Here is a 19,273-nt window from a genome sequence, read left to right on the forward strand (position 1 = left end):
GGTGCCGCCACTGACAATCGGTTCGAGTCCAGGCGTTCGCCCAGGTCAGAGTCGTGCGGACGGCGATTGTCAGTGGCGTGGTGCACGGTGGAGACATCTCCGGGCCAGATGTGTCCGGACGAGCTGGAGGGGGATCGCTCCATGACCGTTTCCGTCGACTCGACGACGTCCGCGACCGCGAATCCGGCGGCGCCCGCGCCCGGTTCCGCCGACGGTGCGGAAGCGCTCAGGCCGCATGCCGAGGACGCCTTCGCCGCCGAACTCGCCGCGCTGGCCGCCCAGGACGACCGGCCGCGGCCGCAGCGGTGGAAGCTCTCGCCGTGGGCCGTCGCCACCTACCTGCTCGGCGGGACCCTGCCCGACGGCACGGTGATCACGCCGAAGTACGTGGGGCCGCGCCGCATCGTCGAGGTCGCCGTCACCACCCTCGCCACCGACCGCGCCCTGCTGCTGCTCGGCGTGCCGGGCACCGCCAAGACCTGGGTGTCCGAACACCTCGCGGCGGCGGTCAGCGGCGACTCGACCCTGCTCGTGCAGGGCACGGCGGGCACGCCGGAGGAAGCGATCCGGTACGGCTGGAACTACGCCCAGCTCCTCGCCCACGGCCCCAGCCGCGACGCGCTCGTGCCGAGCCCCGTCATGCGGGCGATGGCGGAGGGCATGACGGCGCGCGTCGAGGAGCTGACCCGCATCCCCGCCGATGTGCAGGACACGCTGATCACGATCCTGTCGGAGAAGACGCTGCCCATCCCGGAGCTGGGGCAGGAGGTGCAGGCCGTGCGCGGCTTCAACCTCATCGCGACGGCCAACGACCGCGACCGCGGCGTCAACGACCTGTCGAGCGCCCTGCGCCGCCGCTTCAACACGGTCGTCCTGCCGCTGCCGGAGAGCGCCGAGGCCGAGGTCGACATCGTCTCGCGGCGCGTCGACCAGATCGGCCGCTCGCTCGACCTGCCCGCGGGCCCCGAGGGCATCGACGAGATACGCCGAGTCGTCACCGTCTTCCGTGAACTGCGCGACGGCGTCACGGCGGACGGGCGTACGAAGCTGAAGTCGCCCAGCGGCACCCTGTCCACGGCCGAGGCGATCTCCGTCGTCACCAACGGCCTGGCTCTGGCAGCCCACTTCGGTGACGGTGTGCTGCGCTCCGGAGACGTGGCGGCGGGCATCCTCGGCGCCGTCGTCCGGGACCCGGCGGCGGACCGCGTGATCTGGCAGGAGTACTTGGAGACGGTCGTGCGCGAGCGCGACGGCTGGAAGGACTTCTACCGCGCGTGCCGCGAGGTGAGCGCATGACAGGGGCGGCGGGGGCGGAGAGGGCAGCGGAGGTCGGGAGGGCGATGGGAACGGGGAGCGCGGCGGAGGCGGCACGGGCGCAGACCGCGACGGGGGCGCTGGACGCGGCCGGGGCGATGGCTGCGGCGGGGGTGATGGGCACGGCGGGGGCGCGGGTGCGGGGGCCGTTGCTCCTCGGTGTGCGGCACCACGGGCCCGGCTCGGCCCGTGCCGTGCGGGCCGCGCTCGACGCGGGGCGGCCGGACGTCGTCCTCGTGGAGGGCCCGCCGGAGGCCGATGCCCTCGTGGGGCTGGCCGCCGACGAGGGGATGCGGCCACCGGTCGCGCTGCTCGCGCACGTCGTGGACGAGCCGGGCCGCTCGGCGTTCTGGCCGCTCGCCGGGTTCTCCCCGGAGTGGGTCGCCATCCGGTGGGCCCTCCGGAACGGGGTGCCGGTGCGGTTCATCGACCTCCCGGCAGCGCACTCCCTCGCCCTCCGCACGGAGGACGGAGGCGAGGGACAGAAGGACGGTGAGGACGGCGGTGACGGTCGTGGCGGTGGTGAGCAAGGGGGAGTCCGGGTCGATCCGCTCGGCGTGCTCGCCGAGACCGCCGGTTACGACGATCCCGAACGCTGGTGGGAGGACGTCGTCGAGCACCGGGGGACGGCCGGCGACGCGTTCGCGCCGTTCGAAGCGCTGGGCGAGGCGATGGGAGCGCTGCGCGAGGCCTACGGAGACGGGGGGCACAGCCGCGACCTGGTGCGCGAGGCGTACATGCGGATCCAGGTGCGGGCCGCGCGGAAGGAGTTCGGACCGGACCGGGTCGCCGTGGTCTGCGGGGCCTGGCATGTACCGGCACTGCTGCAGAAGACCACCGTCACCGCCGACCGGGCCCTGCTCAAAGGGCTGCCCAAGGTGAAGGCCGAGATGACGTGGGTGCCGTGGACCCACCGCAGGCTCTCGCGTGCCAGCGGATACGGCGCGGGGATCACCTCTCCCGGCTGGTACGCCCACCTGTTCGGCGCGCCCGACCGGCCCGTCGAGCGCTGGATGACGAAGGTCGCGCGGCTGCTCCGCGACGAGGACAGACTCGTCTCGTCCGCGCACGTCATCGAGGCGGTGCGGCTCGCCGAGACGCTCGCCGCGATGCGGGGGCGGCCGCTGGCCGGACTCACCGAGACGACGGATGCGGTGCGGGCGGTGATGTGCGAGGGCTCGGACGTACCGCTCGCGCTCGTCCGGGACAAGCTCGTCGTGGGGGATGTGCTGGGCGAGGTGCCCGAGGCGGCGCCCGCGGTCCCGCTGCAACGGGACCTCACCAGACTTCAGCGCAGGCTGCGGCTGAAACCGGAGGCGCTGGAGCGGGAGTTGGAACTCGACCTCCGCAAGGAGACGGACGCCGCGCGCAGCAGACTGCTGCACCGGCTGCGGCTCCTGGGCGTGGCCTGGGGCGAGCCGACGGCGTCCCGGGGGAGCACGGGTACGTTCCGGGAGACCTGGCGGCTGCGGTGGGAACCGGAGCTCGCCGTGCGGGTCGCCGAGGCGGGGGTGTGGGGGACGACGGTCCTGGGCGCGGCGACGGGCAAGGCGTCCGCCGACGCGGTGGGGGCGGGAGCGCTCGCCGATGTCACCGCTCTCGCCGAGCGGTGTCTGCTGGCGGAGCTGCCGGACGCGTTGCCCGTGGTGATGAGGGTCCTCGCGGACCGTGCGGCGCTGGACGCGGATGTCGGACACCTCGCCCAGGCGCTGCCCGCGCTCGTGCGGTCACTCCGGTACGGGGATGTCCGGGGGACCGGCACGGAGGCCCTCGGAGAGGTTGCCCTCGGGCTCGCCGAGCGGATCTTCGTCGGACTGCCGCCCGCATGCGCGGGACTGGACGCGGACGCGGCTCTGGAGATGCGGCGTCATGTCGATGCGGTGCATCAGGCGGTGGGACTGCTGGGGGAGTTCGGTACGGGTCCCGGTTCGGGTTTCGGTTCGCGTTTCGGTTCCGGGGAGCCGCCGGGGGTTCGCGCGCGGTGGCTCTCCGTACTGCGGACGCTCGCCGGGCGGGAGTCCGCCGCGGGAGTCGTGCGGGGGCGGTGCGTGCGGCTGCTGCTGGACGGCGGGGAACTGGGGGACGAGGAAGTCGCCCGCCTCATGGGGCTCGCGCTGTCCCGAGGAAGCGCGCCGGCCGAAGGGGCCGCCTGGATCGAGGGGTTCGTCGGGGGCGGCTCCGGGGGCGGGATGCTGCTCGTGCACGACGGGCGGCTCCTGGGGCTGGTCGACGACTGGCTGTGCGGGGTGTCGGACGACGCCTTCACCGACGTACTGCCGCTGCTGCGCCGCACGTTCTCGGCGTACGAACCGGGGGTGCGGCGGACGTTGGGCGAGTTGGTGCGGCGGGGGCCGGTCGGAGGGGCGGCCGGTGCGGGTGGCGGCATCGGCGGTAGGGGCGGGGCTGGTGCTCTGGCGGGCGCGGGGCTGCCCGGCTTCGCAAGCGAGCTCGACCCCACGCGCGCGGACGCCGTGGTGCCGATCGTCCGCCTGCTTCTTGGGTTGCCTACGGGGGCAGGGGCAGGGGCAGGGACTGGGGTCGGGGTGGGGTGAGAGGCGGAAGCGGAATCGGGAGCGGAACCGGAATCGGGAGCGGAAGCAGGTATGGGGCCTCGGCGTGGTGCGGGCGGCGGGTGACGTCTGTGTGGGGTGGCGGGATGAACGGGCGGCTGGAGTGACTGGGGTGGGCGGGATGTCTGACGGGGTTGGCGTGGTCGTGGGTGTGGCCGAGGCGGCCGTCGGCGGGACCGTAGCGGCGGGCGGGGCCGGGGTCGGGGCTGAGGTCGGGGGCGGGGCCGGAGGCGTAACCGGGGCTGGAGTTGTGACGGGGGCTGGGGTTGGGGCTGAGGTCGAAGGCGGGGGCGAGACGAGGGTTGGCGTAGTCGGGGGCGAGTCCGTAGCCGGAGCTGCGGTCGGGGCCGGAGATGCAGCCGGGGCCGGAATCGGGGGAGAGGCTGTGGTCGGGGTTGAGGATCAGGGGGCTCGGGGGAGTGGGGAGCGGTTGCGGCGGTGGCGGCTTGTGCTGGGTGGGGAGGGCGGTGACGGGACCGGGTGTGTGCTTGGGGGGCGGGACGTCGGGATGGACGCTGCCCTTGGCGCGTTGTACGGGGGCGCGGACGGCAGGGACGACCGGGGGCGGCGGGAACGGTCGGCGGGGCTCGGGGCGTCCGCGCCGTCCGTGGCGCGCTGGCTCGGGGACATCCGGACGTACTTCCCCTCGTCCGTCGTGCAGGTGATGCAGCGGGACGCCATCGACCGACTGGGCCTCTCCACGCTCCTCCTGGAGCCCGAGATGCTGGAGGCCGTCGAAGCGGACGTGCACCTCGTGGGCACGCTGCTCTCCCTCAACAAGGCCATGCCCGAGACGACCAAGGAGACCGCGCGGGCCGTCGTGCGCAAGGTCGTCGAGGATCTGGAGAAGCGCCTGGCGACGCGGACCCGTTCCACGCTCACCGGCGCGCTCGACCGCAGCGCGCGCGTCAGCAGGCCGCGCCACCACGACATCGACTGGAACCGCACGATCGCGGCCAACCTCAAGAACTACCTGCCGGAGCACCGGACGATCGTCCCCGAGAGGCTCATCGGGTACGGGCGGGCCTCCCGGTCCGTGAAGAAGGAGGTCGTCCTCTGCATCGACCAGTCGGGGTCGATGGCCGCGTCCGTCGTCTATGCCTCGGTTTTCGGTGCTGTGCTCGGGTCCATGCGGTCGCTCGACACCCGGCTCGTCGTCTTCGACACGAACGTCGTCGACCTGACCGACCAGCTCGACGATCCCGTGGACGTGCTTTTCGGCACGCAACTGGGCGGCGGTACCGACATCAATCGCGCTCTCGCCTACTGCCAGTCGCAGATCACCCGGCCCGCCGACACGGTGGTGGTCCTCATCAGCGACCTCTACGAAGGAGGCATCCGCGACGAGATGCTGAAGCGGGTCGCGGCCATGAAGGCGTCCGGGGTGCAGTTCGTGACGCTGCTCGCGCTCTCCGACGAGGGGACACCCGCGTACGACCGCGAGCACGCGGCGGCACTCGCGGCCCTCGACGCGCCTGCCTTCGCCTGCACACCGGACCTCTTCCCGGAGGTGATGGCCGCGGCGATCGAGAAGCGTCCCCTTCCGATACCCGACGCCGAGACGACCGCCTACCCCAAGACGACCGCCTACCCCGAGACGACCGCCTGATCGCGGGAGCAACGGGAGCAAACGAGGGGTGTCCGACGCCACAGAGGCCGCCCGGCCACCACGGGCGCCGCGGCTTTTGCCGCGGTGACCGCATGATCTGTGACCGTCATCACCGCCCAAATGTGATCTGTGATTTAGGGACCTACGTCCCGCGGCGATAACCTGCGAGACGGACATGCCGCGTACCGGACTCCGTCCTACGCCTCCCCTGTGACAGCGCAGTCACGTTGCCCTCCGCGGCACGCCCACGCAGACAGCTGACCACAAAGCAGCGAGATCGCAGCGAGATCACGGAAAAGGGACGGACGCGCGTGGACCTGTTCGAGTACCAGGCGAGGGACCTCTTCGCCAAGCACGGTGTACCGGTGCTGGCCGGTGAAGTCATCGACACGCCTGAGGCGGCGCGCGAGGCCACCGAGAAGCTGGGCGGCAAGTCGGTCGTCAAGGCCCAGGTGAAGGTCGGTGGCCGCGGCAAGGCCGGCGGCGTGAAGCTGGCGGCGAACGCGGACGAGGCCGTCGCCCGCGCGACGGACATCCTCGGGATGGACATCAAGGGCCACACGGTCCACAAGGTGATGATCGCCGAGCTGTCCCCGGAGATCGAGGCGGAGTACTACGTCTCGTACCTCCTCGACCGCACCAACCGCACCTTCCTCGCCATGGCGTCCGTGCAGGGCGGCATGGACATCGAGGAGGTCGCCGAGAAGACCCCCGAGGCGCTCGCCAAGGTTCCGGTCGACTCCAACGAGGGCGTCACCATCGAGAAGGCCCGCGAGATCGTCGCGCAGGCGAAGTTCCCGGCCGACGTGGCCGAGGGCGTCGCCGAGGCCATGGTGACCCTGTGGGAGACCTTCGTCGCCGAGGACGCGCTCCTCGTCGAGGTCAACCCGCTGGTCAAGACCAAGGACGGCCGCATTCTGGCTCTGGACGGCAAGGTCTCGCTCGACGAGAACGCCGACTTCCGCCAGGCCGACCACGAGGCGCTCGAGGACAAGGACGCAGCCAACCCGCTCGAGGCTGCTGCCAAGGCCAAGGGCCTCAACTACGTCAAGCTCGAGGGCGAGGTCGGCATCATCGGTAACGGTGCCGGTCTGGTCATGTCGACCCTGGACGTCGTCGCGTACGCCGGTGAGGCGCACGGCGGCGTGAAGCCCGCCAACTTCCTCGACATCGGTGGCGGCGCCTCCGCCGAGGTCATGGCGAACGGCCTGGAGATCATCCTCGGCGACCCGGACGTCAAGTCCGTCTTCGTCAACGTCTTCGGTGGCATCACCGCGTGCGACGAGGTCGCCAACGGCATCGTGCAGGCCCTGGAGCTGCTCGCCTCGAAGGGCGAGAAGGTCGAGAAGCCGCTGGTCGTGCGCCTCGACGGCAACAACGCGGAGCTGGGTCGCAAGATCCTGAGCGACGCCAACCACCCGCTCGTGCAGCGTGTGGACACCATGGACGGCGCGGCCGACAAGGCCGCCGAGCTCGCGGCCGCGAAGTAAGGGACGAGGGAAAGAACAGCCATGGCTATCTTCCTCAACAAGGACAGCAAGGTCATCGTCCAGGGCATGACCGGTGCCACGGGCATGAAGCACACCAAGCTCATGCTGGGTGACGGCACGAACATCGTCGGCGGCGTGAACCCGCGCAAGGCCGGCACGTCCGTCGACTTCGACGGCACCGAGGTCCCGGTCTTCGGCTCCGTCAAGGAGGCCATGGAGAAGACGGGTGCCAACGTGTCCGTCCTCTTCGTGCCGCCGGCATTCTCCAAGGCCGCCGTCGTCGAGGCGATCGACGCGGAGATCCCCCTCGCCGTCGTCATCACCGAGGGCATCGCCGTCCACGACTCCGCCGCCTTCTGGGCGTACGCGAAGGCGAAGGGCAACAAGACCCGCATCATCGGCCCGAACTGCCCCGGTCTCATCACCCCGGGCCAGTCGAACGCCGGCATCATCCCGGGCGACATCACGAAGCCGGGCCGCATCGGCCTGGTCTCGAAGTCCGGCACGCTGACGTACCAGATGATGTACGAGCTCCGTGACATCGGCTTCTCCTCGGCCGTCGGCATCGGTGGCGACCCGGTCATCGGCACGACGCACATCGACGCGCTTGAGGCCTTCGAGGCCGACCCCGACACCGACCTGATCGTCATGATCGGTGAGATCGGCGGCGACGCGGAGGAGCGTGCGGCGGACTTCATCAAGGCGAACGTGACGAAGCCGGTCGTCGGTTATGTCGCGGGCTTCACGGCGCCCGAGGGCAAGACGATGGGCCACGCGGGCGCCATCGTCTCCGGCTCCTCCGGCACCGCTGCCGCGAAGAAGGAGGCCCTCGAGGCCGCCGGCGTGAAGGTCGGCAAGACGCCTACCGAGACGGCGAAGCTGGCGCGCGAGATCCTGGCGGGATGACGTCCGTCGGTTGAGCAGTGTCTGTGAGTGGGCCCGCACCTTTCCGGTGCGGGCCCACTTTTCTGCCTCCGCCTGTGGTGTTCTTCGGCTGCGGGCGGTGGGGGCCTGTCGCGCAGTTCCCCGCGCCCCTGACCGCGCCTGCGCCCCGCGCGCCTGATGTGCGCCCGGCGCCCGCGCCCCCGTGTGCCTGGATTGCGCCCGGCGCCCGGCCCCCATGCCCTTGACCGCCCCTGCCGCCCGCTACCTTGCCTGCGGGGCCAGGCGGTCCTGGCCGTTGGGGAGTTCTGCTCGGAGCTTTTCGCGGAGGGTGGTGTCCTCGTAGGTGAGGGGGCCCGGGCCCATGCGGGGCGGGACGCCGCTGATGGCGCGGCCGGGGGCCTGTGGGGGCTCGTAGTGGGTGGGGGCGTTCCTCAGGGTCAGGGCCGTCGCACCGATGATCAGAGCCGTGAACGCGATGGCCGCGCGGGTCCAGAAGCGCGCCCGGTACTCGCTTCCCGTGCGGACGCGGTCGGCCTTCGGGAGTCGTAGTTTCTCGGCCTTGCCGACCTCGGCGAGGCGCCGGTGGAGTGCCTCGGGGTCCGCCAGGTCGGGGAGTCGCTCGGCGATCGTCTCGCGCGCGTTCAGGAGGCGGTTCGCGGTGGCGGGCGTGCTCGCCTCCGTCTCGGCCGCGGTCTCGGGCAGGTCTAGGCCGACGCCGTCGTAGAGCATCAGGGCGCGGCGCTGGGCGGGCGGCAGGCTCAGGAGTACGTCCAGGAAGGCGCGGTCGGCCGGCTGGGCGGGCGGGGCGTCCGGGTGGCGCAGGCTGGGGCGGAAGCGGTGCCAGGGGGACATCGCGTACTCGTACGCCGCCGCGCGGACCCAGCCCGCCGGGTCACGGTCGACGGCCACCTCGGGCCAGCGCTGCCACGCCAGCTGGAAGGCGCGCTCCACCGACTCGTGGGCGAGGCCGCGCCGTCCGGTGAGCAGGTAGGTCTGGCGTACGAGGCCGGGGGCGCAGTGGGCGCAGAGGGCGTCGAAGGCCTGGGCGGGGGTCTGGTCCGGGGGCCGGGCGGCCTGAGGGCGCGTCACGCGGACGGGGAGCGGGCGAATGTGGCCGTTGGCAGCGGGGGCGGAGGCGGGGGCGTGAGCGTGGGCGTGGGCGGGGGACGTCATGGGAGCCGGCGTGAGCGGCTTCGCCGCGCGCTTGGCCGCTGGTTGCGGGCGTGAAGTCGACCTGGTGCCTGGGGAGGGCTTCGTGCGGAGGGGGTGCGTGCGCGCGGGGGGCGTGGGGCCTGCCTCGGTGGCGGCCTTATCGACGGTCGTCGTGGACGTTCTGATCGTCGTGGTCGTGGTCGTCCGCTCCTCCTGGTCTGCGTTCGCACCCGCGTTCGCCGTCAGGAGTTTCGCGTACGTCTCGCGCTTGCGGCCGCGCGGGGCGGAGCGGCCGGTTTCCCAGGAGCGGACCGTTTCGCTGGTGACGCCGATCCTCGCCGCGAGGTCGGCATGGCTCAGCGACTTCGCCTCGCGCAGCCTGCGGCGTTCCTTGGGGGACGGCAGAGGCGTGGCAGGGCTCTGGGGCATCTCGGAATCTCCGCACCGTGGGCCGACGTACGGCGGGCGGGCCGGGCGGAGCCGACCTGCCGTACGAAAAAGTACATAAACGTATATTGAGCGACACATCCGATATTCGCCTGTTACGGGAAGAAAGCGCGTGTCGTTGGGAGCATGGCCGGGTGACCCAGACGACCGATCCCCACGCCTCGTCGCCGCCCGTGGAACCGTTGCGCGGACGGGCCCGCGACCGTTCTCCCGCCCTGGCCACCTGTGTGCTGGGCGGGGCTGTCGCCGCGGGCCTGGGACTGGGCTCGTTCGCCGTGCTGGTGATGATGTTGTGGATCAGCTCGCCGTACCCGGACAGCGGGCCCGAGGGGGCGCTGCACGTCGCGGCGGGACTGTGGCTCCTCGCGCACGGCACGGAGCTGATCAGGACGGACACGCTGTCCGGCGCGCCCGCCCCGATCGGTGTGACGCCCCTGCTCCTCGTCGTCCTGCCGACGTGGCTGCTGCACCGGGCGGCGCGGGACGCGGCGGCGCCCGAGGAGCGAGGGCACCCGGGTGGCACGGCCTGGTCCGGGGTGGTGGCCGGATACCTGCTGGTCGGCCTGGCCGCGGCGCTCTATGCGACGGATGGTGAGCTGCGGCCCGACTGGATCAGTGTGGCCGTGCACCTGCCGGTACTGGCGGCGGGGGCGGCGGGACTCGGCGTATGGACGGCGCGCGGGCGTCCGCGCGGGCCGCTCCCGGCGTTCCTGCGCCGCCCGCTGGCCGCGCTGCCCGACGGGGTGCGTGGCTTTCTCCGTGCCCTTCTCGTACGGGGATTCCTCGCGCGGCGCCTGACGGCGACCGTCGTACGGGCCGGGGCGGCGGCGACCGGGGTCCTCGTGGGCGGCGGTGCGCTGCTCGTCGCGGTGTCGCTGGTGCTGCACGCGGGGTCGGCGCAGGCGTCGTTCCTGCAGCTCACGAGCGTATGGTCGGGGCGGCTCGCGGTGCTGTTGCTGGCCCTGGCGCTGGTGCCCAACGCCGCTGTGTGGGGCGCCGCCTACGGCCTCGGCCCCGGCTTCGCACTCGGCACGGGAGCCGTCGCCGGGCCTCTCGCGGCGGGCTCGGCGCCACTGCTGCCGCCCTTCCCGCTGCTCGCGGCACTGCCGTCGCCGGGTCCCGGGTCGCCGCTGACCTGGGCGTCCGCTGCGGTGCCCGTGTGCGCGGGGCTCGCGGTGGCCTGGTGCACGGTCCACGAGGCGGCGCCCGCGTTCGGTGACCGGGACGAGGCGTGGTCGCCGGGCCGCACGGCCGCGGGCGCGGCGCTGGCGGCCGTGATGTGCGGGCTGCTGACGGCGCTCCTCGCGGCCCTGGCGGGCGGGCCGATGGGCGTGGCGGTCCTCTCCGAGTTCGGCCCGGTGTGGTGGCAGACGGGAGCGGCGGCACTGAGCTGGGCGCTGCTGCTCGGAGTGCCTGCCTCCCTCGGTCTGCGGGGGTGGCGCCTGCGGAAGGGGCGCGGGGCCGGCGGGGAGCGGGGGCGGGCTCGGCCGGCGTGGCTCAGGGTGCCCTCGTTGCCCTCGTTGCCCTCGTTGCCCTCGTTGCCCTCGTGGCGGCTGCGGCTGCCGCGGCCCCGGAGATCGCCGCTGCCGGGGGAGGCGGCTGAGTCTGCCGTGGACGCCCTCGTGAACGTTCCCGCGCACGCTCCCGTGGACGTGGACATGGATGCCCCCGCGCACGCCCCCGTGAACCACCCGACCGAAGGTCAGGACAGCACGCCGGAGCCGACCGTGAGCCGCACCACGGACGTCCCGCCCCTCACCTCGCGCGACGAAGCCGCCCGCGAGGCTCGCTGGGAGGCGTTGAAGGAGGAAGGGGAGCGGCTCTGGGAGCGGCGCATGCCGCCCCCGGAGGCGCCGTGACGTCAGTCCTGTTCGCCCAGGAGCGGGCGCAGCTGCTTCGGCAGCAGGTCCTCGCAGGACGACTGCGACGCGCTCGTCAGGGCGTCGTCCACGCACGTGTAGTAGTCCCGGTACACGAGCTGCGCCGTGAACGTCCCCGCCACCATCAGGAGCGCCAGCGCGCCCGTGACCAGGCCGCTGATCGCGGCCGTCGTCTGCGGCCTCGTGCTGGTCGCCGACGGGTCGGACTGGGGCGGCCGGGCGGCCGTGGTGGGCGCGGTGGGCGCCGGAGCGGCCGGGGTCGGCGAGGGCGCCGTCGCGGGCGCCGTCGGGTCCGGTCTGCGCGGCTTCGCGCGCAGCGACTGGACCGCCCACATCACCGCGAGCGCGCCGAGCAGCAGCGCCACGTACCGCCAGCCGAACAGGGCGAAGAAGAAGCCCCACATGCCGGAGAGCAGCGCGTAACGCGCGCGGCGCTGGGCCGGGTCCGTGGGGTCCCAGCGCATGCCCGCCCCGCTGCCGCCCGCCGAGGAGGGGTCCTCCTTGCCGGGGCCGTTCTGCGGGCGGGGGCGGTCGCCGAAACCACCCTGCGAGCGGCCGGGCTGGCGGTCGCTCCACTGGCTGCCCCACGGCGATCCGTGGGGTCCCTGGGGCCCGTGACCGCCGCCGGAGTCGTCGCCGTCCGGGGCGGAGTCGCCCGAGGGGCGGCGCGGCTGCCACGGCCGGTCCGGTGTCCCCTCCGGTGGCGGCGCGAAGGGGTTGTCGTCGTCCTTGCCCGTTCCCTGGGCACCCGGGCCCGGGGACTCGGGTCCCTGGGACTCCGGGTCCTGCGGCGGAGACGAAGGGCGGCTACGGTCCGGCATCAGGTGTGCGTCTTCCCCTTGGTAGGGCCCTTGGCAGGGCCGTGGCGGAGCCGTCGCGCGGCTCGACAACGCGGCGTTCTTCGGTATTCAGGCGCTTCCCCACAGACGCTACCTTCCGCCCGCGCCCCCGTCCCGTGAGGGGCGGTTCCGTGTGCCGGTATCGTTGCTGGCGGTCGGCCGCTTCGTAGGGTTCCCCGTATCGCGGGCCCCGAAGCCTTCGTACGACCGTACAAAGGCATCCTCCGAGAAAGGGCCAGCTGTGGCCAAGAGCGCTGAGGTCGCGCGCCCCGAGCGCCCCGTCGCGCGCCCCGTCAAGCGCCTCGTCGTGCTGGTGTCCGGGTCGGGCACGAATCTGCAGGCCCTGCTGGACACCATCCGCGCCGAGGGCCCGGAGGGCTACGGCGCGGAGATCGTCGCGGTCGGCGCGGACCGGGACAACATCGCGGGCCTGGAGCGCGCCGAGCGCGCGGGCGTCCCGACGTTCGTCTGCCGGGTGAAGGACCACGCGACCCGCGAAGAGTGGGACGCGGCCCTGGCCGAGGCGACGGCCGCGCACGACCCCGACCTGGTGGTCTCCGCCGGGTTCATGAAGATCGTGGGGAAGGAGTTCCTCGCGCGCTTCGGCGGGCGGTTCGTGAACACGCACCCCGCGCTGCTGCCCAGTTTCCCGGGGGCCCACGGCGCGCGCGACGCGCTCGCGTACGGCGTGAAGGTCACCGGCTGCACCGTCCACTTCGTCGACGACGGCGTCGACACCGGCCCGATCATCGCCCAGGGCGTGGTCGAGGTCCGGGACGAGGACGACGAGAGCGCTCTGCACGAGCGCATCAAGGAAGTCGAGCGCACGTTGCTCGTCGATGTCGTGGGGCGTCTGGCCCGGCACGGCTACCGCATTGAGGGACGAAAGGTTCTTATCCCGTGACCGCCGAAGCTACGAACGCCGCGAACGCGACCGCGAACGCGCACGATGCGAACGCGAACGCCGCGCAGCGCCCCATCAAGCGCGCGCTGATCAGCGTCTACGACAAGACCGGCCTGGAAGAGCTCGCGCGCGGGCTCCACGAGGCGGGCGTCGAGCTCGTCTCCACCGGCTCCACCGCCTCGAAGATCGCGGCCGCCGGTGTGCCCGTCACCAAGGTCGAGGAGCTCACCGGTTTCCCCGAGTGCCTGGACGGCCGGGTCAAGACCCTGCACCCGAAGGTCCACGCCGGCATCCTCGCCGACCTGCGCCTGGAGGACCACCGCAAGCAGCTCACGGAGCTCGGCGTCGAGCCCTTCCAGCTCGTCGTCGTGAACCTCTACCCCTTCAAGGAGACCGTCGCCTCCGGGGCCACCCCCGACGAGTGCGTCGAGCAGATCGACATCGGCGGCCCCTCCATGGTCCGCGCCGCCGCCAAGAACCACCCTTCGGTCGCGGTCGTCACCGACCCGAAGCGGTACGCCGACGTGCTCGCCGCGGTCAGGGCCGGCGGCTTCGACCTGACGGCGCGCAAGCGGCTCGCCGGAGAAGCGTTCCAGCACACCGCCGCGTACGACGTCGCCGTGGCGAGCTGGTTCGCCGCGGACTACGCGGCGTCGGACGACTCCGGCCACCCCGGCTTCCTCGGTGCCACGTACGAGCGCAAGAACGTGCTCCGCTACGGCGAGAACCCCCACCAGGGCGCGGCCCTCTACGTCGACGGCACGGGCGGCCTCGCCGAGGCCGAGCAGCTGCACGGCAAGGAGATGTCGTACAACAACTTCACGGACACGGACGCCGCGCGCCGTGCCGCGTACGACCACGACGAGCCCTGCGTCGCGATCATCAAGCACGCCAACCCGTGCGGCATCGCGATCGGCGCGAACGTCGCCGAGGCGCACCGCAAGGCGCACGCCTGTGACTCGCTCTCCGCGTTCGGCGGCGTCATCGCCGTGAACCGCCCCGTCTCCAAGGAGATGGCCGAGCAGGTCGCCGAGATCTTCACCGAGGTCATCGTCGCGCCGGAGTACGAGGACGGCGCTCTCGAAGTCCTCACCAAGAAGAAGAACATCCGCGTCCTGCGCGCCCATCAGGCGCCGTCCAACGCGGTCGAGGTCAAGCAGATCGACGGCGGCGCGCTGCTCCAGGTCACCGACCGGCTGCAGGCCGAGGGCGACAACCCGGCGAACTGGACGCTCGCCACGGGCGACGCGCTCAACGAGGGTGAGCTCGCGGAGCTTGCGTTCGCCTGGAAGGCGTCCCGCGCGGTCAAGTCCAACGCGATCCTGCTCGCCAAGGACGGCGCGTCCGTCGGTGTCGGCATGGGCCAGGTCAACCGCGTCGACTCCGCGAAGCTCGCCGTCGAGCGGGCGGGCGAGGAGCGGGCCCGCGACTCCTACGCCGCGTCCGACGCGTTCTTCCCCTTCCCCGACGGCCTGGAGATCCTGACGGCCGCGGGCGTCAAGGCCGTGGTGCAGCCGGGCGGTTCGGTCCGTGACGAGCTGGTGGTCGAGGCGGCGAAGAAGGCCGGCGTCACGATGTACTTCACGGGGACGCGGCACTTCTTCCACTGAGCGGACTTCTTCCACTGAGCGGGCCTCTTCCGCTGAGTGGCCCCGACGCGGCAGAAACGACGGTGGCCGCGCCCCTCGCAGGGGGCGCGGCCACCGTCGTACGTGTCCGACTCGCTCAGTAGCGCGGGCGGTTGAACCACGCCGTGCCGCTGGGGACCACCGGCGCCAGGGTGATGATGACGCCGAAGACCAGCCAGATCAGCGGGCCGATGATCGCCGAGGCGAGACCCGTGTCCAGGCCGACGAAGAGGTAGATCAGGCCGACGATGGCGCCGAGCGCCCCGTACACCACCGTGGTGATGCGCACGCCCTGGCCGCCGCGGCTGAACTTCACGCCGAGCGTGATCGACAGCGTGGCGAGACCCGCGGCGATGAGTCCGAGGACGACGAACACGCCGGCCGCCGCGTCACCGATCCCCGCGTCGTCGAGGCCGAAGTCGTCGGCGCTGTCGGAGACGTCGTTGGCGATGGCGGCGAGGTAGAGGAAGCCGATCGCACCCAGGATCTGCACCGCCGAGATCAGGAACAGGAAGACCCGCGCGGTGACCAGGAGCCCCGGCATCGACTGCTGCATCATGTTGCCGCCCGGGTATCCGGGGTACGCCGGCTGCTGCGGGTAGCCGTAGGGCTGCTGCGGCGGGACGCCGGGCGGGCCCTGCTGGGGGTAGCCGTATCCGGGAGCGGCCGGGGGCTGCTGGGGCGGCTGCCCGTATGGGTTGTTCGGGTCGCCGTAACTCATGGCGGTCTTCCTCCGTCGGGTGGTGCGGGGACGACGCGGCACACCACGGAGGAAGGTTCTACAGATGCGGTCCGTCCCCCCGACACTGCCCGCGGCACTGTGCCGCATATCGTTCTTTAGGCTTGGCTTATTTGTCCAGCCGCATTCGGTATGTGTTGTGCAAGTGCAACCTCGCTGATCAGCGGGTGCACTTGCCGGGCGGACCGCTGTCGCGCCCGGGGAGCGCCCTGATTGGTACCGGGCGGGTCTCATCCGGGAAGATGGGGGCATGACCGCCCAGATTCTCGATGGCAAGGCCACCGCAGCCGCGATCAAGTCCGAACTGACCGCCCGCGTGGCGGCCCTGAAGGAGAAGGGCGTCACGCCCGGACTCGGTACCGTCCTGGTCGGCGACGACCCCGGCAGCCAGAAGTACGTCGCGGGCAAGCACCGCGACTGCGCGCAGGTCGGCATCGCCTCCATCCAGCGCGAACTGCCCGCCACCGCCTCCCAGGAGGAGATCGAGGCGGTCGTCCGCGAGCTCAACGAGGACCCGGCCTGCACCGGGTACATCGTCCAGCTCCCGCTTCCCAAGGGCATCGACGAGAACCGCGTCCTGGAACTCATGGACCCGGACAAGGACGCCGACGGCCTGCACCCGATGAACCTCGGCCGTCTCGTCCTGAACGAGCCCGCGCCGCTGCCCTGCACCCCGTACGGGATCATCCGGCTGCTCCGGCGGCACGACGTGGAGATCAAGGGCGCCGAGGTCGTCGTGGTCGGCCGCGGCGTCACCATCGGCCGGCCCATGCCGCTGCTGCTCACCCGCAAGTCCGAGAACGCCACGGTCACCCAGTGCCACACCGGCACCCGGGACCTCGCCGCCCACCTCAAGCGGGCCGACATCATCGTCGCCGCCGCGGGCGTGCCGCACCTGATCAAGCCCGAGGACGTGAAGCCGGGCGCCGCCGTCCTGGACGTCGGCGTCTCGCGCGACGAGAACGGCAAGATCGTCGGCGATGTCCACCCGGGCGTCGCCGAGGTCGCGGGCTGGATCTCCCCGAACCCGGGCGGCGTCGGCCCGATGACCCGCGCCCAGCTCCTGGTGAACGTCGTCGAGGCCGCGGAACGCGCCGCGCGCTGAAGCCGCGCACCGAACAGGAGAGGGACGAGGGTGATGAGCGAGACCACGGGCCCCGAGGCCGAGCGGGGCGGCAGCCCGGAAGCCGGTGAGGGCAGCACCGCGGACGTTCCCCTGGCCGAGGGCGCGGTCAGCGCGCCGGGTCCGGACGGGCAGCCGCGGAAGGTGTCGCGCCGCTTCCCGCTGTTCACGCGTGACACCGCGCGGCCCGAGGGCGGCGGCCGCGCCGCGGCGGGCGACGCGCCCGCACCGGCCCGGCAGTGGCCGCTGCTCAGCGTCGTCTCGCTGGTCGGACTCGGGCTGCTGCTCACCGCGTTCGACGTGTTCCGCGTCGGCACGCTGCTGATCGGCGTCGCCCTCATCGGCGGTGCCGTCCTGCGCTGGGCGCTGCCGGACGTCGGCATGCTCGCGGTGCGCTCGCGGTTCACGGACATGGTCACGTACGGGGTCCTGGGCGTCGCCATCGCGCTCCTCGCGATGATGGCGCAGCCCGAGCCCTGGCTGGTGATCCCGTTCCTGGACGACACGCTGCACTACACGATCTAGCCCCGCGCTTTCGCAGGTGCGCTGTGCGCGATGGTGGCCCGTCCTCCCCCGAGGGGACGGGCCACCGCCGTACGGACCGGGCCTTCCCCCGTGCGGTTCCCCCCGACGGCCGCGGTCCTGTGGTGCTGGTCCCACAAACTACGGGTGCCCCGCGGCTCCCGTCGTCCCGCGCCGGGTGGAACTCCCCCTGCTCCTCTGGCGGTAGACGGCCGGTTCCTACAACTTCCGCGGTACCGCGACTGGTTGACGTTCCGCCCCCCATATGCGCGTTACGCTGCGGCGATGCGGATCCGCCCCCTCGCTGTCGACGCATTGATCGCGGTCGCCCTGACCACGGTCGCCGTGCTGCTCGGCCAGGAGTCCGTCGCGCAGGGCTGGCCCGCCCTCGACCCCCTGGGATACGCGCTGGTCGCGCTCGTCTGCGTGCCCGTCGCGGTCCGCGGCAAAGCCCCGCTCGCCGTGCTGCTCGTCGTCCATCTGGCGTGGTTCGTCTACGTCACCGTCGGCTACTGGCCGGTCGTCGGCACCTTCGGCCCCATGCTCACCGTCTACACGGTCGCCTCCCTCTGCTCCTCACGCGTCTCCCTCGCCTGCGCCGCGCTGATGGCCGCCCTGTGGATCTACGCCGGCGCGATCAGCGAGGACGCCTCGATGCCGTCCGTCGTCGGCCAGGCCGTCGGCTTCTCCCTCGTCCTGTGGCGCTTCGGGTACGTCGCACGCCGGTCCGCCGAACTCGCGCGGCAGCTGAAGCGCGAGCAGGACGAGCGGGCCCGCCGCGAGGTCGCGGAGGAACGCGGACGCATCGCGCGTGAACTGCACGACGTCGTCGCCCACCACATGTCGGTGATCTCCGTGCAGGCGGGCCTCGCGACGTTCGTCTTCGGCTCCGACCCCGCGACCGCGCGCGCGGCGCTCGGCACCATCTCCGGGACCAGCGGCGAAGCCCTCGAGGAGCTCCGCCGCATGCTGCGGGTCCTGCGCGCCGAGGACGGCGACCACACCGGCGACGCTCCCGCGGCCCCGATGCCGGGCCTGGCCCGCCTGGACGACATGGTCGAGCGGGTCCGCGCCGGGGGAGTCGACGTCGAACTTCGGGTCACGGGAACCCCGCGGCCGGTGGCACCCGGCGTCGAACTGTGCGCGTACCGCGTGGTGCAGGAGGCGCTCACCAACGTACTGAAACACGCCCATGGAGCCGCCGCGACCGTCGAACTCGCCTACCGGCGCGGGCACATCGAGGTCTCGGTCATCAATGACGGGAAGGGGGTGATTCAGGACAGAGTACGGACGGGGAGTGGACACGGCTTGATTGGGATGCGGGAGCGGGCCAAGCTCTACGGCGGGGCGATCAGTATCGGCCCGCTGAGCGAGGGGGGATTCGCCGTGCGACTCACCCTGCCGACCTCGGCGCGGGCCGCGGCGCGGGGGGACGACGCAACGGAATGAGCCGGGTGACCGGATGAGCTCACGTATCAGGGTGCTCGTCGTCGACGACCAGTTCCTCATCCGCGCGGGGCTGGTGGGCCTGCTGCGCGCCGCGCCCGGCATCGAGGTCGTGGGAGAGGCGGGCGACGGCGAGGAGGCGGTGGCGCTCGCCGCGGAGACCCGCCCCGACGTCGTCCTCATGGACATCCGGATGCCGGGCATGAACGGCATCACGGCCACCGCGAAGATCCTGGGGCAGGCGGCCGAACCGGCGCCGCGCGTCCTTGTCCTGACGACGTTCGACCTCGACGAGTACGTGTACGGGGCGCTGCGGGCCGGCGCGTCCGGGTTCCTGCTCAAGGACTCCGGGCCCGAGCGGCTCCTCGCGGCCGTGGCGGCGGTCGGTGGCGGTGACGCGCTCTTCGCGCCCAGTGTGACGCGGCGCCTCGTCGAGGCGTTCGCCCGGCAGACGGCGGGTCCCGGCGCCGACGACGCGGAGACGCCGCCCGACCTCGGGGTGCTGACCCTGCGCGAGGTCGAGGTCCTGAAGCTGATCGCGCGCGGCCTCACCAACGCGGACATCGCGGAGCGGCTCTACATCAGTGAGGCCACGGTCAAGACCCACCTCAACCGCACGATGAGCAAACTCGACCTGGACAGCAGGGCGCAGGCGGTGGTGGTGGCGTACGAGACGGGGCTCGTGACGCCGGGGGCGGGACCGGAGAACGGGCAGTGATCACCCG

The 19,273-nt window shown here is 72.4% G+C and carries 15 protein-coding genes; 12 read left to right on the plus strand and 3 right to left on the minus strand.

Translation table 11 applies throughout. The features are described from left to right. The first annotated feature begins 141 nt into the window (after positions 1-141). From DEJ47_RS23120 to sucD, 5 genes are all read left to right on the plus strand, one after another. Positions 142-1,296, plus strand: a complete 1,155-nt coding sequence (locus tag DEJ47_RS23120) for an ATP-binding protein (RefSeq protein ID WP_150171223.1) — start codon at positions 142-144, stop codon at positions 1,294-1,296. A gap of 116 nt (positions 1,297-1,412) precedes the next feature. Further along, entirely contained in the window at positions 1,413-3,866 is a 2,454-nt protein-coding gene (locus DEJ47_RS23125; RefSeq protein ID WP_223828731.1) for a DUF5682 family protein, read from the plus strand. A gap of 526 nt (positions 3,867-4,392) precedes the next feature. Next, complete coding sequence (locus DEJ47_RS23135) at positions 4,393-5,493, plus strand: VWA domain-containing protein (RefSeq protein WP_398335534.1); 1,101 nt, start codon at positions 4,393-4,395, stop codon at positions 5,491-5,493. Positions 5,494-5,804: 311 nt separating this feature from the next. Continuing rightward, positions 5,805-6,983, plus strand: coding sequence for an ADP-forming succinate--CoA ligase subunit beta (gene sucC, locus DEJ47_RS23140; RefSeq protein ID WP_150171227.1), 1,179 nt, complete (start codon positions 5,805-5,807; stop codon positions 6,981-6,983). 21 nt (positions 6,984-7,004) lie between these two features. Further along, a complete protein-coding gene (sucD, locus tag DEJ47_RS23145; RefSeq protein WP_150171229.1) occupies positions 7,005-7,889 on the plus strand; it encodes a succinate--CoA ligase subunit alpha in 885 nt (294 codons plus the stop codon). Between the two features lie 240 nt (positions 7,890-8,129). On the opposite strand, the gene DEJ47_RS23155 is transcribed toward sucD, so the two are convergent. Then, on the minus strand, positions 8,130-9,449 hold the full coding sequence (locus DEJ47_RS23155) for a helix-turn-helix domain-containing protein (RefSeq protein ID WP_190415514.1): 1,320 nt from the start codon (positions 9,447-9,449) through the stop codon (positions 8,130-8,132). Between the two features lie 152 nt (positions 9,450-9,601). On the opposite strand from DEJ47_RS23155, the gene DEJ47_RS23160 reads away from it, so the two are divergent. Next, positions 9,602-11,326 (plus strand): DUF6350 family protein, encoded by a 1,725-nt coding sequence (locus DEJ47_RS23160; RefSeq protein ID WP_223828457.1) that lies wholly within the window; start codon positions 9,602-9,604, stop codon positions 11,324-11,326. Between the two features lie 2 nt (positions 11,327-11,328). On the opposite strand, the gene DEJ47_RS23165 is transcribed toward DEJ47_RS23160, so the two are convergent. Further along, positions 11,329-12,168: a hypothetical protein gene (locus DEJ47_RS23165; protein WP_223828458.1), complete on the minus strand. Its 840-nt coding sequence runs from the start codon at positions 12,166-12,168 to the stop codon at positions 11,329-11,331. 259 nt (positions 12,169-12,427) lie between these two features. Between DEJ47_RS23165 and purN the strand changes: the two genes are divergently transcribed. Both purN and purH read left to right on the plus strand, forming a co-directional pair. Beyond that, positions 12,428-13,090, plus strand: coding sequence for a phosphoribosylglycinamide formyltransferase (gene purN / locus DEJ47_RS23170; RefSeq protein WP_150171234.1), 663 nt, complete (start codon positions 12,428-12,430; stop codon positions 13,088-13,090). Between the two features lie 74 nt (positions 13,091-13,164). After that, entirely contained in the window at positions 13,165-14,700 is a 1,536-nt protein-coding gene (purH, locus tag DEJ47_RS23175) for a bifunctional phosphoribosylaminoimidazolecarboxamide formyltransferase/IMP cyclohydrolase (RefSeq protein WP_150175808.1), read from the plus strand. Positions 14,701-14,815: 115 nt separating this feature from the next. Here the strand turns inward: purH and DEJ47_RS23180 are convergent, their stop codons facing one another. After that, positions 14,816-15,439, minus strand: coding sequence for a hypothetical protein (locus tag DEJ47_RS23180; RefSeq protein WP_150171237.1), 624 nt, complete (start codon positions 15,437-15,439; stop codon positions 14,816-14,818). A gap of 268 nt (positions 15,440-15,707) precedes the next feature. On the opposite strand from DEJ47_RS23180, the gene DEJ47_RS23185 reads away from it, so the two are divergent. The 4 genes from DEJ47_RS23185 to DEJ47_RS23200 all read left to right on the plus strand — a co-directional run bounded on the left by DEJ47_RS23185 (position 15,708) and on the right by DEJ47_RS23200 (position 19,266). Beyond that, positions 15,708-16,562: a bifunctional methylenetetrahydrofolate dehydrogenase/methenyltetrahydrofolate cyclohydrolase gene (locus tag DEJ47_RS23185; protein ID WP_150171239.1), complete on the plus strand. Its 855-nt coding sequence runs from the start codon at positions 15,708-15,710 to the stop codon at positions 16,560-16,562. Positions 16,563-16,595: 33 nt separating this feature from the next. After that, positions 16,596-17,105, plus strand: coding sequence for a DUF3017 domain-containing protein (locus DEJ47_RS23190; protein ID WP_150171241.1), 510 nt, complete (start codon positions 16,596-16,598; stop codon positions 17,103-17,105). 282 nt (positions 17,106-17,387) lie between these two features. Continuing rightward, entirely contained in the window at positions 17,388-18,551 is a 1,164-nt protein-coding gene (locus DEJ47_RS23195) for a sensor histidine kinase (protein ID WP_150171243.1), read from the plus strand. A 13-nt stretch (positions 18,552-18,564) separates the two neighbouring features. After that, on the plus strand, positions 18,565-19,266 hold the full coding sequence (locus tag DEJ47_RS23200; protein WP_150171245.1) for a response regulator: 702 nt from the start codon (positions 18,565-18,567) through the stop codon (positions 19,264-19,266). The last annotated feature ends 7 nt before the right edge of the window (positions 19,267-19,273 follow it).

Origin of the sequence: Streptomyces venezuelae (assembly GCF_008642355.1) — a bacterium.
Classification (GTDB): domain Bacteria; phylum Actinomycetota; class Actinomycetes; order Streptomycetales; family Streptomycetaceae; genus Streptomyces; species Streptomyces venezuelae_B.